Consider the following 17,658-nt stretch of genomic DNA (forward strand, 5'->3'; position numbering starts at 1 on the left):
AAGTAATTCAGTTTCGAATCACCCTTACTATTAGGACTTACGCAAAACAGACGCTAGCGTCGTTGCTGTCACCTCGCCGTACAATTGTACTGTCTTCGGCGACGCGCCTAGCTAGCGCAATTTTGCGTAAGTCCTAACTATTTCCAGCATTTTTACTACTATCACTACCAATGCCGCCAAAATTTTAAGCAAATTCTGCAGAAATTTCAGCGCCATAAAGGCAAAAAGCCTGCGTCAGTCAAACTGACGCAGGCTTTTTACTTTAATTCTTTGCTGTGTTTAGCAAAATACTCTGATGAGTAGATTACTTACGCAAGCCGAGTTTTTCGATCAATGAACGATAACGGTTCAAATCTTTACCTTTCAGGTAAGACAACAAACTCTTACGACGGTTAACCATCATGATCAAACCACGACGTGAGTGGTGATCTTTAGAGTGAGATTTGAAGTGACCATTCAAGTCATTGATACGTGCAGTCAACAAAGCAACTTGCACTTCTGGAGAACCTGTGTCGTTTTGACCACGGGCATTATCCGCAACGATAGCGGCTTTTGCACTTTTTTCGATAGACATCTTATTTCCTTTACATGCGATATCAAGAGTTAGGTTTTTGAACCAACACCGTCAATATCGTGAAATTACATTAATAAATCCCATCAGAATTTGATGAGACCGCGACTATAGCATGGAAAATAGCGCGGATTCAAGAAGAAACCTAAAATACCTCCCACAACGCGATGCCTACTGCGAGAGGTATTTCAATAACATAAAGAAAATATCAAATCTGCGGATTTAACTTTTCAACCTTAGAGTGCAATTTATTCAAAGCCGAAATGTAGGCCTTCGCAGATGCCACCACAATATCAGGATCCGCACCCACACCATTAACGATGCGACCCGCTTTGCTTAAACGTATGGTCACCTCACCTTGCGATTGCGTTCCGGCAGTGATCGCGTTAATAGAAAACAACAACAGCTCCGCCTCACTCTTCACTTCGGATTCAATTGCACCAACAATCGCATCCACCGCACCATTACCTTGCGCAATACAAGATTTTTCTTTATCGCCTATCGTCAAAACTACGACGGCAGACGAACGTTCGCCAGTTTCTGAATGCTGACTAATCGATACCAGACGGTAGTGATCAGCGTCGTGCGAATGCTCCTCATCGGCGACGACTGACATGATGTCTTCATCAAATATTTCGGACTTTTTATCAGCGAGCTCCTTGAAACGGGCAAAGGCTGCGTTGATTTCGGTTTCGGATTCCAATGCAATGCCAAGTTCTTGCAAACGCTGTTTGAAAGCATTTCGGCCCGAGAGTTTGCCAAGCACGATTTTGTTTGCGCTCCAGCCCACATCTTCGGCACGCATAATTTCATAGGTATTGCGCGCTTTTAAAATGCCGTCTTGATGAATGCCTGATGCGTGGGCAAAAGCATTTGCACCCACAATCGCTTTATTTGGTTGAACGGCAAAGCCTGTGATTTGTGAAACCATTTTAGAAGTCGCGACGATCTGCGTGGTATCGACACCAATGTCCAAATTAAAATGATCTTTGCGCGTGCGTACCGCCATTACAATTTCCTCTAATGCGGTATTACCTGCACGTTCACCGAGACCGTTAATCGTACATTCAACTTGGCGCGCACCACCGATCATCACACCAGCTAAGGAATTCGCAACGGCCATGCCTAAATCGTTATGACAATGCACAGACCAGATCGCTTTATCCGAATTCGGAATCGTTTCACGCAAACGCTTCAAAGTATGTCCATACAACTCTGGCACACCATATCCAACCGTATCTGCAAAGTTAATCGTCGTGGCACCTTCTTTGATCACGGCTTCAATCACACGGCAGAGAAAATCAAAATCAGATCGACTTGCATCTTCAGGACTAAACTCCACATCGTCAGTGAATTTTCGTGCAAAACGAACCGCCTGTATCGCTTGTTCCAACACTTGATCGGGACTCATGCGCAACTTCATTTCCATGTGCAGGGGTGAAGTCGCGATGAAAGTATGAATACGTTTGCGCTGGGCTTTTTCCAATGCTTCGGCAGCGCGTGAAATATCTCTATCGTTGGCGCGTGACAAAGAACAAATAATCGGTTCACGCACCGCAGCCGCAATGGCTTTAATCGATTCAAAGTCGCCAGGCGAGGCAGCAGCAAAACCCGCTTCGATCACGTCGACTTTTAATCGCTCTAGCTGCCGAGCAATGCGCACTTTTTCATCTTTGGTCATTGATGCACCAGGGGATTGTTCGCCGTCACGCAAAGTTGTGTCGAATATGATGAGTTTGTCTGCCATGTTTGCCTCCGAAAATACCGCAATAAGAAAGTAAAATTAAGTAAGAGTGAGTGAATTTAATTGAAACAGTCGAGTAAAACTCGATGACTTGAATAGATCTTTCCCGCCCCTTGCAAGACACACATGGGTGAGAGACTACTCAAGTTGTGGGGTAATGGGATTTAGCGCGCGAGCGCTAGTAGCGTGTTCGCTAGAGACAAAGCTAGTAGAGATGCCAGGATAACGGCAACTGGTAATGCCAACGACAAAAGCAGACCGGAGCGATCTGCTTTTATGCATGCTTTTTGAGCATGTGATGTCGTGGATGGGAATTTCATGCAAAAGACTATAAGCGGGATTACTTAAAAGCGCAAGAGCCCTTCCTCAATTATTTCTTAACGTCGTCAACTTCGTCGTGATGTGGCTCTGCCGTCAATTGCACTAAACTCACAGGACGACCATTCCGCCAACGCCATAGCAGCAGCACATAGCCGGACAATGCGTAAATCACAAACAATGCAAATAGCACTTTAGGCGGGTCACTTACCACCGCGACATAAGCTAAGACAATTAAAAATGGCGCAATGAAAGGTACGGAGCGTTTCAAGTTCAAATCTTTAAAACTATAGAATGGCACATTTGTCACCATAGTCAAACCTGCGAACAATGCCACGCTCCAAGCAAACCAGCGTACGTCGACACCAGGAATCGCTAGATCATCCATGAGCAAAATGAAGCCCGCTACTAAAGCAGCGGCAGCAGGACTTGGCAAGCCTTGAAAGTAACGTTTATCCACCACAGTGATATTCGCGTTAAATCGCGCCAAACGTAAAGCCGCGCCAGCGCAATAGACAAATGCCGCCAACCAGCCTAATTTACCCATGCCCTTCAAAGCCCATTCATAAGCGATCAAAGCTGGCGCAACACCGAACGACACCATGTCCGACAAACTATCGTATTGCGCGCCAAATTCACTTTGCGTATTCGTCATGCGAGCAACACGACCGTCGAGGCTATCCAACACCATTGCCACAAATATAGCCAAGCCAGAGTGCTCAAATTTTTGATTCATCGCCATGACGATGGCGTAAAAACCGCAAAACAACGCAGCTGTAGTGAAAGCATTTGGCAATAAATAAATGCCACGAGAAGGCTTGCGTGGTGCGCCAAGAAGTTCACCATTATTTTTTCTCGCGCCGCGTGGGAATAACTTAAAACTGCCCTTAGGCTTACGATCTTTAACTGGCGTCATGCTGATTCTTAATGTAAAAATTGAGCAAAAAAAACTGAGCTTCATATTTTCTTAGGAAAACATCACTAAGTGCTCAGTTTGGAATTTACCAAGTATAACCGCGAAACGCCTCTACGAAAATCAATTTGACACCTCAAGATGTTGCGGCGCATACGCACTGACAACACAAGAAATCCTAAATCATTAGCGCCAATCACGCCTGTCAGGTTATCAAGCAAGCGTCCTGACAAGATGTTCACGTTCCCACTGCCGCGTTGTCGCTGCATCCAAGAAGTGCACGAGATTTTCAGGCTGAGTGAGATCAATAATACCAAGGTCTTTCTCGATGCTCGCATGTTGAAGCAATACTTGGCCACCTTGATCAACACCAATCGCCTTTAAATGCGCATAAGCGTCACGTACAAAATCAATTGCGCCACTTTCTTTACGTAATATCATTGCCGCATCGTGCGTCAGTACGACCGCTATGGCATCGAATAGCACGGATGGGGTTCCAGCCAATTGTCCATCCGCCTTCACGAACGAACCTTCGGAGAGACGTATTTGATTGATACTCAGCGCAATCAATTTCAACTTTGCACGGGCAGCTAAAAGCGCTTTCTCGATCGCATCAATGATAGTTTTATCGGAACCATCGGCAATCAATAAACCGACCGAGCGCCCATCCAAACTGTTTGCGGCTTTCCCTATCAACTGCAGCGCTGGTGAAGTAGGAAATTCTTGCACCAATTGCGCAGGACAAACCGCCACTGGCAAATCAAAAATGCCCAAACCAGTCGCTACTTTCAGTGCCAGATCCTCTTCAATATTTCTCAGATGCGCAATCATCGCTTTATGGATATGCGGATGCTCTACTTTGGACAATTCGAATACCAAGGCCGAACGCAGATGCGCTTTTTCGTATTTACTCAAGCTCAAATAAAATTGGCGTGCCTGGCTATAGTGATCAGCGAAACTGGCCGAACGAGCGCGCATTTTGACGCCATTTTCTGGTGCTAGCGTACTAATAAATCCATCCGTCAGATGCTCACTTGGTGAATCACTGGCTAAAGAATTAGGCTCATAAGCGACACGACCAATAGGCATCGCCATCTGCATATGACCATCGCGCTGATGATTGGCATACGGGCATTGCGGCGCATTGATCGGTAATTGATGAAAATTAGGCGACCCTAAGCGCGACAACTGCGTATCAAGATAGGAAAATAGACGCCCTTGCAATAAAGGATCATTGGAAAAATCAATTCCCGGCACCAGATGTGAGGGGCAAAATGCGACCTGTTCGGTTTCGGCAAAAAAATTATCTGGCCAACGATTTAACATCATTCACCCTATCACTTGCAAAGGCACAAGCTCTTCTGGAATCAATTTCGTCGCATCAAGATGATCAAATGGGAATTGAGCAGCCTGCTCTTCCGTAAATAGCTGAACGGCAAATTCCCATTCTGGAAAGTGTCCGGCGCTGATCGCATCAAACAATTCACGTCGATGAAAGTCAGGATCAGCGCCTGCTAGTTTCATCGTTTCATCCCACAACGTCGACTGCAAGCCTAGTTTTGGACGCCAGTGAAATTTGACGAAAGTTGACTCACCCGCACCGTTAATCAAACGGAAGGAGTGAATACCGAAGCCTTCCATCATGCTCAGCGAACGCGGCAATGTACGATCCGACATAATCCACATCACCATGTGCATCGATTCTGGCGTCAAAGAGATGAAATCCCAAAACGTATCATGTGCCGTCGCGGCTTGTGGAAATCCGCGATCGGGCTCCATCTTGATGGCGTGTACCAAATCAGGAAATTTAATCGCATCTTGAATGAAGAAAACAGGAATATTATTGCCGACCAAATCCCAATTGCCTTGTTTTGTATAAAACTTCACTGCAAAGCCACGTGCGTCACGTGGTGTATCTGCCGAACCTGCACCGCCCGCCACCGTAGAGAAGCGAGCAAAAAGCGGGGTCACTTCACCGACCTCAATCAATATTTTGGCGGTGGTATAGGCTTCAAGCGAATGCGTCAATTCAAAATAGCCGTGTGCTCCGGTTCCTCTGGCATGCACGATACGTTCGGGAATACGCTCATGATCAAAGTGGGTAATTTTTTCACGCAGAATAAAATCTTCAAGCAAAGTTGTCCCGGCTATATTCGCCCGTAAAGAATTTTGATTATCCGCAATAACAAGACCCTGATTCGTCGTTAAAGCAAGCTCTCCTTGTGCAGCACAATGATGCCACTCGCCACCTTCACCCACGCTGTACTCTTTAACGTCACTATCGTAAGAACTCGCCCCACCAAGTTGCGTGGGTGATTCCGGTGTTTGATGACTTTGTGACTCGCTTGATTCTTCAATCTTCGGCATGATGATTTCCTACTAGGTGGTTGAGGGCAATTCCCCCACCTATATTGTCGAAGGCCTGTAGCATAGTCTGTGCGATATCACACCTAAATTAGACGAGAGCCTAGCTCTATTCCCCAACTATTCTTCAACTACTTTTTAACAAATTCGAAGTATCAAATCTATTTTGATTTGCGACTTTTCACAGCCGGTTTTTCTTCACATACGGGACTATCTATTGATCCAGAATTCACCAAAGGAATAAATGCTGCAACCGGTGCCAATGCGGCCAAAGCAATTGCGGCACCCGCGCGTAAAGCGACAACACCTTTGTCTATTTTTGTCGTCGGATGTTGGAAACTACCGCGCACATAAATAGGTGCACGCAATGAAATTAACCTGATGCCTTTGCTCTTTTGTGTGATTTTTAAATCGAGCCGCTCTTGTCGCAGATTGATGGTGCCTTGTAAATTGAGTCGAGACTGTTCCGTGTCCACAACAAACTGCTTGCTTTGCATTAGGCCATTTTGCACAGAAAAATGGGCGGCAAGACAATTCAATTTAACCTCTTCATCGCCAAACAAAATAGTCAGCACGATACTGCCGATATTCAAACCTATCTTCTCCAACAATAATTTACTCACCGTGCCCCGATTAATTACGGCACGCAACTCGCCATTCGACGAGCCTAACAAAGTGGCGATGGAATTACCGACAGCCGATAAGGATGCATTACCGTTAATTTCTCCCAAACTGGCGTCAAGATCTTTCACAAACGGCATAATTTGTTTCAACTGAAGGCGACGAGCTTGCACTTGTATCTGAGCCACAATCGCATTTTTTTCGTGATTTTGACTGCCATCGAGCCTAATATCTGAGCGCAGACTACCGCCTGCCATTTCAAAATTCAAAGGCTTCAGGCTCAACACGCCATCATGTAGATTTAAATTTGTCATGAGTTTTGTGATCGAAGACGTTTCACTACGAATGATATGGTCTGCACTAAATTTTACATTCGCATCAATACTCTTCCAACGATCAGTCTTAAAGCTTTCAATCGGCAATATTTTATTGGATGGTTGTACAGTAGCCAGCCCACGAGTTTGTTTGCTCGAGCGAGAATCAATGCCAATGATAGGTGCGAGATCCGAAAACAATAGAGATTTCGACACGATCGCGCCGCTGAGCAACGGTCGCGGCGATTTGAATTCAAATTGCAAATCGCCAGAAATATCGCTGCTTCCAACTTTCCCTCTAAATTCGCTGTAGTTCCACTTTCCACCGCTAGCGTTTATGTCGCCAGTCAACTGTCCTTCAGTTGAAAATGGTGGTGTCTCTGGAAGAAATATCCCTGAGATCGCATACAACTTTGCCATACTGAGCGCCGCGACCGCTAAACGCATTTGGATAGCCATCAAATTCATAGGACGAGTAAGGGTACCAGTCAAGGCAATGATCGTTTGATCTTGGCGCAAATAGCCGCGAATCGGGAATGGTTTGGTCTGATCCGTTAAGGCCAATACCGCACCAACTTGCCCTTCCCCAACAATCGCTTCATCATTTAATTTACCTGACAAATTCCAAGTAAAACTATACTCAGGATCACTACGATCCTCGTTAAACCCAACCTTGATATCCGCGTGCTTGACCGCGTCTTGCAAATAAATCGTGCCGTCGGTCAGTGCAATTTGTTGTAAGTCCAATCGCCATAGCGAGGTGCCAGCCGGCTTTCTAATAGTCCAATTATTTGCGCCATTCGCATGTCGTTGAAGATGTACTAGTGGTGCGGAAAGGCGCAAAGTGGGAATGCTAATTTCTTTATGCAATAGCTTCCAAGGATTTAAAGAAAAGCTGACTTCCTTAATACTCGCCGTTTCATCTTGAATCTGATCCCCAATGGAAACAGGATCTTTTGTCTCGCCTTTTTTGACAGTTGACTCACTTTTTTGTTGCTGAAAATCGGCAGGATTCGCGATATGAATGTCGGTCGCAAAGAACTGTGGCCAAGGTATGAAACGATGCCAGGTTTTGTCGAGATTATTTGATTCGGGCTTGGCATTTGGTTTGAAATTCGGCGTCGGTTTTGTCCATTGCAAACGAAGCTCGCCTCGAATTTGAAATGGTCGTCCCAATGCCTCGCTCATGCTGGAATTAAAGCGCGGCTTCGCGCGGTTCCAGTCAAATGTCAGCAGAACGATCAGCGCAATCGCGGGAACAAGGATCAATAGCGTTATGATGCCAGGCAATACTTTTGTTTTAGTTCGGAGTTTCATATCGCTTAGTGTTTCTCTGGTGTGGGGAAACTCACTTGCTGCGGCGCTTTCAACTGACTTTGCTGCTGCTGTGTCCTGACACAAAAATCAGCAACTTGTTCGACCAGCAAACGAACCACCTGATTGGCCGCAACTACACCGCCATAAGGATCTTCGCTGGGCGCAGCTACCGCAGCATCAAATTCTTGCCACGCAATGACGCGACGACTTGCGGTATCAATCAAGTGCGCACGCAAAGTAAAATGGACTTGGCTCGGTGATTTGAAAAATTCTTGCTGCAATCGAATAATTTCGAGATCTAAGCGTAATTGTCCACTTGCCCGAGATGGCGATTGCAAGACCGCGTTGAAATCACCTGTTCGCTCCAAAGCATGGCTCATCAATGGCAGCAACATGGCACTGGGTGGGGCGATCCATTGGTTCAGACTAAAATACTCCAACTGAAACGCTAGTCGCACATAGGCAATTTGCTTGGTTTCAAAGCCAGCCGCCGCGCGTGGCATACTTAAAATGATGGTTGGCGTCTCTGGATTGCGGAGTGTGTCTATGCTATTTTCCTGACGTTCAGGCTCGGTTGTAGGTTGTGCGTTCCCCAACGAATACACTGAAATATGATCGACCTTATTAGCGGTCAATACGGAACAACTACTCAACAAACAGACTGTACTAAGTCCAAATAAGTAACGCAAATAGGACGTCGCGATTGATTGAAAAATCATAAAATCTTTCATGGTTTTACTTTTTCGCCCGGGCCTAGGGGCGCGGTCTGACGACCTCGTAACAAGCTCGCAGGATTGCGCGCCGTTTGATCACTCAGATGCTTTAGAGAAGCTGACAAGACATTCAATTCCGCTAGCAGGCGCTCTAACTCAGGCAGCGTCTCATCGGTCAATTGTTTAATTCCGCCATCCAATCCCTGCATGGCTTGTTTAGCACCCGTGCTGGCAAGCTTTGCTTCGTCGGCCATTTTTTGCACAGCATCGGAAGCACTGCTGATCCGCGCCAATACCGGCTCGACTTGCGGTGCGATTCGAGCCGCAGTATCCGCGGTCATCGCTGCGGAATGCATAAAGCGTTGCAACTCATGACGCTGCTCCGCGAGCGTCGTCATGAACAATGAACTGTTGGCGAGAATTTTTTTTACTTCCATTCGATTCTCATCACTGAACATGGCGTTCACGTTGGCAGAGGTTCGATCTAAATTTGCCAACACCGTGGTCAAGACATTCTCTAATCGCGTACTGAGTGAGGGCTTTGTGCCGATAATGGGATAAGGATTATCGCCAAGCCCCTGAAGAAAAGCTGAGGCCGCGGTACTGCCACTTAGCTCGACATAAGCGATTCCCGTCAATCCCTGGGTTTTTAAAACTGCGACGGTATCCACTTTGATCGGTGTTGATTTTTCAATGGCAAACAGTAAGACCACCTGCTCTGGCTGTGCCGGATTAAGTTGTATCGATTTGACCTTACCGACCGTCACACCAAGATACTTCACTGGCGCATCCATATTCAGCCCCGCGACCGATTCGTTCACAATCGCCATGTACGTTTGAATTTCTTTCTTATGACCAAAGCCAACTGCTAGCCAAAGTATTCCAGCTATCAATGCAACACATAAGAGTAGGACGAATGTCCCTACTGCTGCGTAATTAACCTTTGTGTCCACTTTATTCCTTCAATGTTTCAGGCTGCAATAGCGTTTTTGACTGCACTTTGCTTGGTTTTACTGCTGTTATTGATGTTTTGGATTGCACCTGCGCTGCCCTTGCACGTGTTCCGTCAAAATAACTACGCACGGCGGGATCCTGCATCGTTGCCAACTCCTTCATAGAACCGACAGCAATCACATGTCCGTCCCCAAGCACCGCGACCCTATCGGTTACCTGCCATAACAAATCGAGATCGTGCGTGATGATCACAATCGTAGTGTTGAACAGATCGTGCAAGGTGTGAATTAAGCGATCAATTCCACTCGCGCTATTGGGGTCAAGGCCTGCTGTTGGTTCATCTAAGAACAAGAGTTCAGGGTCGAGTGCAATCGCACGCGCCATCGAGGCACGCTTGAGCATGCCGCCACTCAATTGCGATGGAAACTGCACGCCAGTCTCGGGCTTCAAGCCAACCATCTGCAACTTCCATGCGGCAAGCTCATCAATGATGGATGGCTCCAAATCCGTGTTTTCCGATAGCGGCAAAGCGATGTTGTCATGGATACTCAAGGTGCCAAATAAGCCACCGTGCTGAAACATCACACCACAACGCTGTCGCAAATCCAGTGCATCCGCGTCTGTAATGTCTTTGAGTTCTTTGTCGAGAATTTTGATGGTGCCGGCGTTTGCCTGATTCAACATAATCATCTCGCGTAACAGACTTGATTTACCCGAACCACTTCCGCCTACAATCGCAAAAATCTCGCCTGCCTTGACGTCCAAATCCAAATTTTCATGCACGACATGATCACCAAAACGAGTACTGATGCCACGCATTTCAATCACATTTTCGCTGGCCGAGCTTGGTGTATTTGCCTGCAACAGCAATGAAGTCGCAGTCATGTCAAAGATCAATCAAGCTAAGCACGACAGAAAACAAGGCATCAAAAATAATGATAATGAAAATCGATTGCACCACACTGCGCGTGGTCTGCTGCCCCACACTATCGGCATTCGCCTTGGTTTGAAAACCTTGAAAGCAGCCTATCGTTGCGATCACCAAAGCAAACACAACAGCCTTGCCCACGCCTATCAAAAAAGAAGCCAGCTGTACTTCGTGACCAAAGCGCATAAGAAACTCAGGAAAATCAACGGCTAACTGCGAGCGTGCCATCACCATGCCGCCCATCACGCCAGTGATATCAGAAAAAACCGTCACCAAAGGCAAAGCCACCAACAGTGCAATTATTTTGGGTAAAACCAAAAGCTCTATCGGTGCAATTCCTATCGTTCGCATCGCATCAATTTCCTCGTTTACCACCATGCTACCGATTTGTGCGGCATAGGCTGATCCAGAACGCCCTGCGACGATAATTGCCGTGATGAGCGGGGAAAACTCACGCAACATAGAATAGCCAAGCAGATCCACGACAAAGATATTGGCGCCATAGTGCTTAAGCTGGTCAGCACCTTGATAGGCAATCACGATACCAAGTAAGAAGGAGGTAACGCCGATAATCGGTAAGGCATTCAAACCGGCAATCTGAATTTGTCGCAGTATCATGCGTGGACGCCAGCGTCTGGGGATCCACATAACTAGCACCAAACTTTGTGCCACTTCACCAATAAAGCTCAAAAGGACTAGAACACTATGCATAGCGAGATAACTTACTTTGCCTAGACGCGCGAGTATTGTGGGCTCCAATTCTTCTGAAACCGGCGCCACCGAATCACTATCCTTTTCAATGGCAACCACATCCACCAACTTCTGATATTGCGCAGGCCAGTTTAAGAACTGTATGGTCTTACCTTGTTGCCGGATTTTGTCTAGTTCATTTTGTAGAATCCAAAATCCTGCACTATCGATTTTTTCAAGTTTGGCGCCATCCAACAGGATTTCACTTTGATCAGGTACAACCAAAGTCTGTAATTGAGCGAGTTGGCTTTTAATCGCTTTGAGGTTGCGTGCTGTCCAAACGCCCGAAATGATCAGGGTGGAATTTGACTTTGGCAGATTTTTCGTGGCGATCGTTTGATGTGGCATCAGTCAAGTAAGAATGGGTTTTCATCCTCGCAATTTGACTGAATTTTTCTTAGAAGTCGGTTCGCAAGCGAACATAGGTAGGCCCCCAAGTAAAAAAACCTCCCAGCCTAATTGGCTGGGAGGTTTCTTCAAATTGTGCTACTTAGTGTACTGAATGGTGAATGCGACTATTGAGCCTGTTTCAATTGCTCCAAGATCGCTGGATTTTCCAGAGTTGAGATATCTTGCGTAATCTCCTCGCCTTTTGCTAATACGCGCAATAAACGACGCATAATTTTTCCGGAGCGCGTTTTCGGTAAATTGTCACCAAAACGAATTTCCTTCGGTTTGGCAATTGGACCGATCTCTTTGGCAACCCAATTACGCAACTCCAAGGCAATTTGTTTTGCTTCTTCACCAGTCGGACGACTGCGCTTCAAGACCACAAACGCACAAATTGCTTCGCCTGTCGTGTCATCAGGTTTACCAACCACTGCTGCTTCCGCAACCATAGGGTTAGCGACCAATGCGGATTCGATTTCCATCGTTCCCATACGATGACCTGAGACGTTCAACACGTCATCGATACGACCGGTAATGGTGAAGTAGCCTGTATCTTTATTACGAATCGCACCATCACCTGCAAGATAGGTTTTACCACCCAACTCCTCGGGGAAGTAACTCTTCTTAAAGCGTTCGGTATCACCCCAAATATTACGGATCATCGAAGGCCATGGACGTTTCACTACCAAAATACCACCCTGCCCGTTTGGCAGATCAGCGCCAGTTTCATCGACAATCGCCGCCATAATGCCTGGCAAAGGCAAAGTACACGAGCCTGGCACAAGAGGCGTTGCGCCTGGCAGTGGTGTGATCATGTGACCGCCAGTTTCGGTTTGCCAGAAAGTATCAACGATAGGACATTTCTCGCCACCGATATTGCGGTAGTACCACATCCATGCTTCAGGATTAATCGGTTCACCAACCGAACCTAGCAAGCGCAAGGATGTCAGATCATATTTATTCGGATGAATCGATGCGTCGCCATCAGCTGCCTTGATCAAGGAACGAATCGCTGTTGGTGCAGTATAGAAAATTGTCGCTTTGTGCTTCTGTATCATGTCCCAGAAACGGCCAGCATTTGGATAAGTCGGAATACCTTCGAAAACGATTTCCGTTGTTCCCATCGCTAATGGGCCATACGTGATGTAAGTATGTCCAGTGACCCAACCAATATCTGCCGTGCACCAGAACACATCATTTGGTTTAATGTCAAAGGTCCACTTCATCGTGAGCATTGCCCACAACAAATAACCACCGGAGGAATGTTGCACACCTTTTGGCTTACCTGTTGAACCCGAGGTATAAAGGATAAACAAAGGATGATCCGCATTGACCCATTCTGGCTCGCACTCAGTCGCTTGATTGGCAACCAATTCATGCATCCATAAATCGCGTGCTGGATTAAACGGTGCATTGCCACCAGTACGCTTATAGACAACGACTTTAGAAACTTTTTCGCAATCACCGAGAGCCAGTGCTTCATCGACAATGGATTTCAAAGGTAAATGTTTACCGCCACGTACTTGTTCATCAGCCGTGATCACCAATGTCGCACCAACGTCAACGATACGTTCCTGCAAAGATTTTGCGGAGAAGCCACCGAACACGACCGAGTGCGTTGCACCGATACGTGCACAAGCTTGCATCGCAACCACACCTTCGACTGACATCGGCATGTAAATGACGACGCGATCGCTTTTCTTAACACCTAATGAGCGCAAACCATTAGCGAATTGGCAGACTTTGGCATGCAGTTCTTTATAAGTAACCTTGGTAACATCGCCACCGTCAGCTTCAAAAATGACCGCGACCTTATCGCCCAGACCTTTTTGTAAATTAACATCCAGGCAGTTGTAAGACACGTTAAGCAAGCCATCATCAAACCATTTGTACAATGGGGCTTCAGATTCGTCTAAAGTTTTAGTGAAAGGTTTATGCCAATGCAGATGTTCGCGGGCGAGCTTTGCCCAAAACCCTTCGTAATCTGCAGCAGCTTCAGCACATAGTGCGTTATACGCGCCCATGCCGGATATAGCGGCGCTTGCAACAAAATCCGCTGGTGGGGGAAATATACGTGATTCAGTCTTAATTTCGAGGTCCGACATGTTGTCTCCGTGCTGTTGTGAATATCAAAAAACCTCGCAGCACATACAGATGCACAGACAATTTCCTCATCGAAACTCTCGACGAATATTTGCCGAACTGACCTTAAGGCTTTTTGATATTCACCACTTACTGTGTTTTAGCGTTGATTCTAAGGCTAGAAGGACAAAAAAGCTATTTTTTAATGAGTGGTATTAGAGCCTTACACGACAGTTTTAATTTGATTTAACGCAAGCAAACTTCAAATAGCGTTACACGCAGACATTACCCGGTCATCGGTGTAAAATGCGGGCAAATTTTGTACATGCATCAAACTTCATCTGCAACAAAATCAGTTCATTCATTTGTTGAAGAGAAGTGAAATCTCTATTCGTTGAAAAGGCTCCCATGGCACATGCGTCATCCCCCGTTGAAACTCGCAAACTCTCACCACTTTCCCAGTTTATTTTCGCCAGTCGATGGTTGCAGCTACCACTATATTTGGGCTTAATATTGGCGCAATGCGTTTATGTTTATCATTTTTGGTATGAGCTAATTGACTTAATTCGCGCTGCGATGGGTGATGGTGTCGCGTTAAAACATTTGCTCGATGCCGTCTCAGTCGCAGGTGCGGATACCGTACGCCCAACCAAACTCAACGAAACGACGATTATGCTCGTGGTTTTGGGTCTGATCGACGTCGTCATGATTTCTAATTTACTCATCATGGTCATCGTGGGTGGTTACGAAACCTTCGTTTCTCGTTTAGGGCTACAAAACCATCCCGACCAACCAGAATGGCTCTCTCATGTCAATGCAACCGTGTTGAAAGTTAAATTAGCCATGGCGATCATTGGGATTTCCTCGATTCATCTGTTAAAAACTTTTATCAATGCAAAAGCCTATGAACCAAAGGAATTGATTGCGCAAACTGTCATTCACATTGTCTTCTTGTTGTCTGCACTGGCAATCGCCTACTGTGATCAGTTGATGTCCAAGACGCAGCAACAAGCCCAAAAACATTAATTTTCTTTTTCATTCCTTAGCCAAGAGCCAACAATGACAACCATTATTAAACAAGACGATCTAATCGAATCCGTTGCAGCCGCTTTGCAATACATCAGCTACTACCACCCTGCCGATTACATCGCGCATTTAGCACGTGCTTATGAGATAGAACAAAGCCCAGCAGCGAAAGATGCGATTGCCCAAATTTTGACCAATTCCCGCATGTGCGCTGAGGGAAAACGTCCGATTTGTCAGGACACTGGTATCGTCAACGTCTTCTTAAAAATTGGTATGGGCGTGCGTTTTGAAGGCTTTTCTGGCTCGATTATTGATGCCGTGAATGAAGGCGTGCGCCGTGGCTATGCCTATTCAGAAAACGTATTGCGTGCATCGATCGTTGCAGACCCTTTATTTGATCGCAAAAACACCAAAGACAATACCCCTGCGGTCGTTCACATGGAATTGGTGCCTGGTGATACTGTTGACGTGCAATTAGCGGCAAAAGGCGGCGGCTCAGAGAACAAATCTAAGTTTGTCATGCTCAACCCATCTGATTCCTTAGTAGACTGGGTCATGAAAACAGTGCCAACCATGGGTGCAGGCTGGTGCCCACCGGGCATGCTCGGCATTGGTATTGGCGGTACCGCAGAAAAAGCGATGTTGATGGCGAAAGAATCCTTGATGGAAGACATCGACATGCATGAACTCAAATTGCGTGGGCCACAAAATAAAACTGAAGAACTGCGTATCGAATTGTGCGACAAGATCAATGCGCTTGGTATCGGTGCGCAAGGTTTGGGTGGTTTAACGACGGTGTTAGACGTTAAGATCAATATGTATCCAACCCACGCTGCGTCTAAGCCTGTTGCGATGATTCCAAATTGCGCAGCGACACGTCATGCACACTTCGTCTTAGACGGTTCTGGCCCAACTTACATGGAGCCGCCATCACTGTCGAACTGGCCAGATGTGCATTGGGTAGCCGACACAGAAAAATCTAAACGAATTGATTTGAATACCTTGACAAAAGAAGAAGTCGCCTCTTGGACGCCAGGTCAAACATTGCTATTAAACGGCAAAATGTTGACGGGTCGTGATGCCGCGCATAAGCGTATTCAAGACATGCTAGCAAAAGGCGAAACATTGCCAGTCGACTTCACCAATCGCGTCATTTACTACGTCGGCCCAGTCGATCCTGTGCGTGACGAAGCGGTAGGCCCAGCGGGTCCGACAACGGCAACGCGCATGGATAAATTTACTGACATGATGTTAGAAAAAACTGGTTTGATTTCGATGATTGGTAAAGCAGAACGTGGTCCTGCGGCGATTGAATCGATTAAGAATCACAAGTCAGCGTATTTAATGGCAGTCGGTGGTGCCGCATACCTGGTTTCCAAAGCAATCAAAACGGCGAAAGTCGTTGGCTTCGCGGATTTGGGTATGGAAGCGATTTACGAGTTTGATGTCGTTGATATGCCTGTGACTGTCGCGGTCGATTCTACCGGGACTTCGGTTCACAACACCGGCCCAAAAGAATGGCAAGCAAAAATCGGGATCATTCCAGTTGCTTAATACCGTAGTGACTCAATCAGACAACAAACACGCCGACAGCAATGCGCCTGTCGGCGTGTTTGACTCTGGCATCGGCGGTTTGTCAGTCGTGCAGCACTTACGTGAGCATTTGCCGAATGAGACATTTCTCTATGTTGCCGATTCTGGCTATGCGCCCTACGGCGAACGCAGCAATCAAGAGCTAATAGACCGTAGTATCAAAATTACGGATTTTTTTTTAAATCAGGGGATTAAAGCCTTAGTAATCGCCTGCAATACCGCCACCGCAGCAGCTGTATCGACATTGCGTCAACGGTATCCAGATCTCATCATTATTGGCATGGAACCGGGTATCAAACCCGCTGCAGCACGTAGCGAGAGCAAAATTGTTGGCATCCTCGCGACTCGCAGCACATTACAGAGCGAAAAGTTTATTCAACTAAGCCAACAACTATCTTCAGCAACACAAACACAGTTTATTCCACAAGCATGCGTAGGACTGGTAAATCAAATCGAACAGGGCAATCTTGATTCCCCTTCTATTCTCGACCTGTTACGCCAATATGTTCCGCCCTTATTGGCGCAAGGGGTTGACACCTTGGTACTTGGATGTACCCACTATCCATTTGTTGTGCCCCAAATTCAAACGGTAATTCACGAATACTTTGCAAACAATCACCTAGGTCAAGCAAGAAAAATACATCTTATCGACACAGGAGAAGCGGTTGCAAGACGTCTACGAAGCCTTTTGCAGGAACACAAGGCGCTCGCTGATAAACCGGCTCCCGGACAATTGACCAGACTGCGGGCTTGGACAACGGGAAATGTTGAAACGCTCAAATTGGCACTAAATTTCAGCAAATTAAATCACCAAGATCAGCTTATTTTGTCTGCCGACATTTAATAAGACAAACTTGGACCTTTGTCCACGTTCAAAATTTAAAACACAAAGCAAGGTCCTAAAACAAAAAAACCGCCATAATCATATGGCGGTTTCAGATCGCTGACAAACCCCGTCTTTTATTAAAAGCGGGGTTTTTTATTGGGTAATGATTGCGTCTCTAGTAGGCACTTTAAAAATAAAAGAACTTCGCCACGTATTTTTCAAACGAAGACTCAA

General features: G+C 46.3%; 12 protein-coding genes and 1 pseudogene. 3 read left to right on the top strand and 10 right to left on the bottom strand.

The window, feature by feature from the left end; genetic code table 11:
• Positions 1 to 304: 304 nt before the first annotated feature.
• The 10 genes and pseudogenes from rpsO to acs all read right to left on the bottom strand — a co-directional run bounded on the left by rpsO (position 305) and on the right by acs (position 14,002).
• Positions 305 to 574, bottom strand: coding sequence for a 30S ribosomal protein S15 (gene rpsO / locus H8K52_RS12075; protein WP_186889867.1), 270 nt, complete (start codon positions 572 to 574; stop codon positions 305 to 307).
• Positions 575 to 779: 205 nt separating this feature from the next.
• Complete coding sequence (locus H8K52_RS12080) at positions 780 to 2,318, bottom strand: 2-isopropylmalate synthase (protein WP_186923154.1); 1,539 nt, start codon at positions 2,316 to 2,318, stop codon at positions 780 to 782.
• 367 nt (positions 2,319 to 2,685) lie between these two features.
• Positions 2,686 to 3,549: a CDP-diacylglycerol--serine O-phosphatidyltransferase gene (pssA, locus tag H8K52_RS12085; RefSeq protein WP_186923155.1), complete on the bottom strand. Its 864-nt coding sequence runs from the start codon at positions 3,547 to 3,549 to the stop codon at positions 2,686 to 2,688.
• Between the two features lie 210 nt (positions 3,550 to 3,759).
• Positions 3,760 to 5,913 (bottom strand): annotated as a pseudogene (locus H8K52_RS12090) (catalase).
• Between the two features lie 158 nt (positions 5,914 to 6,071).
• Positions 6,072 to 8,162: an AsmA family protein gene (locus H8K52_RS12095; protein WP_186923156.1), complete on the bottom strand. Its 2,091-nt coding sequence runs from the start codon at positions 8,160 to 8,162 to the stop codon at positions 6,072 to 6,074.
• 5 nt (positions 8,163 to 8,167) lie between these two features.
• Positions 8,168 to 8,881: an ABC-type transport auxiliary lipoprotein family protein gene (locus H8K52_RS12100; RefSeq protein ID WP_186923157.1), complete on the bottom strand. Its 714-nt coding sequence runs from the start codon at positions 8,879 to 8,881 to the stop codon at positions 8,168 to 8,170.
• An 8-nt stretch (positions 8,882 to 8,889) separates the two neighbouring features.
• The gene (locus H8K52_RS12105) at positions 8,890 to 9,828 is read right to left on the bottom strand and encodes an MlaD family protein (protein WP_186923158.1); all 939 of its coding nucleotides are present in this window, start codon (positions 9,826 to 9,828) and stop codon (positions 8,890 to 8,892) included.
• 1 nt (position 9,829) lies between these two features.
• Entirely contained in the window at positions 9,830 to 10,714 is an 885-nt protein-coding gene (locus H8K52_RS12110) for an ABC transporter ATP-binding protein (RefSeq protein WP_186923159.1), read from the bottom strand.
• Position 10,715: 1 nt separating this feature from the next.
• Complete coding sequence (locus H8K52_RS12115; RefSeq protein WP_186923160.1) at positions 10,716 to 11,855, bottom strand: ABC transporter permease; 1,140 nt, start codon at positions 11,853 to 11,855, stop codon at positions 10,716 to 10,718.
• 167 nt (positions 11,856 to 12,022) lie between these two features.
• Positions 12,023 to 14,002, bottom strand: coding sequence for an acetate--CoA ligase (acs, locus tag H8K52_RS12120; RefSeq protein ID WP_186923161.1), 1,980 nt, complete (start codon positions 14,000 to 14,002; stop codon positions 12,023 to 12,025).
• Between the two features lie 385 nt (positions 14,003 to 14,387).
• Here acs and H8K52_RS12125 point away from each other — a divergent pair, with 385 nt between their 5' ends.
• The 3 genes from H8K52_RS12125 to murI are packed head-to-tail and all read left to right on the top strand — an operon-like array spanning position 14,388 to position 17,442.
• The gene (locus tag H8K52_RS12125) at positions 14,388 to 15,005 is read left to right on the top strand and encodes a TIGR00645 family protein (protein WP_186923162.1); all 618 of its coding nucleotides are present in this window, start codon (positions 14,388 to 14,390) and stop codon (positions 15,003 to 15,005) included.
• Between the two features lie 33 nt (positions 15,006 to 15,038).
• The gene (locus H8K52_RS12130) at positions 15,039 to 16,559 is read left to right on the top strand and encodes a fumarate hydratase (RefSeq protein ID WP_186923163.1); all 1,521 of its coding nucleotides are present in this window, start codon (positions 15,039 to 15,041) and stop codon (positions 16,557 to 16,559) included.
• 7 nt (positions 16,560 to 16,566) lie between these two features.
• Positions 16,567 to 17,442 carry a glutamate racemase gene (gene murI, locus H8K52_RS12135; protein WP_186923164.1) on the top strand — a complete coding sequence of 292 codons (876 nt, stop codon included), beginning with the start codon at positions 16,567 to 16,569 and terminating at the stop codon, positions 17,440 to 17,442.
• The last annotated feature ends 216 nt before the right edge of the window (positions 17,443 to 17,658 follow it).

It is taken from the genome of Affinundibacterium seohonense (assembly GCF_014284305.1).
In the GTDB taxonomy this organism is placed as follows: Bacteria; Pseudomonadota; Gammaproteobacteria; order Burkholderiales; family Burkholderiaceae_D; genus Undibacterium; species Undibacterium seohonense.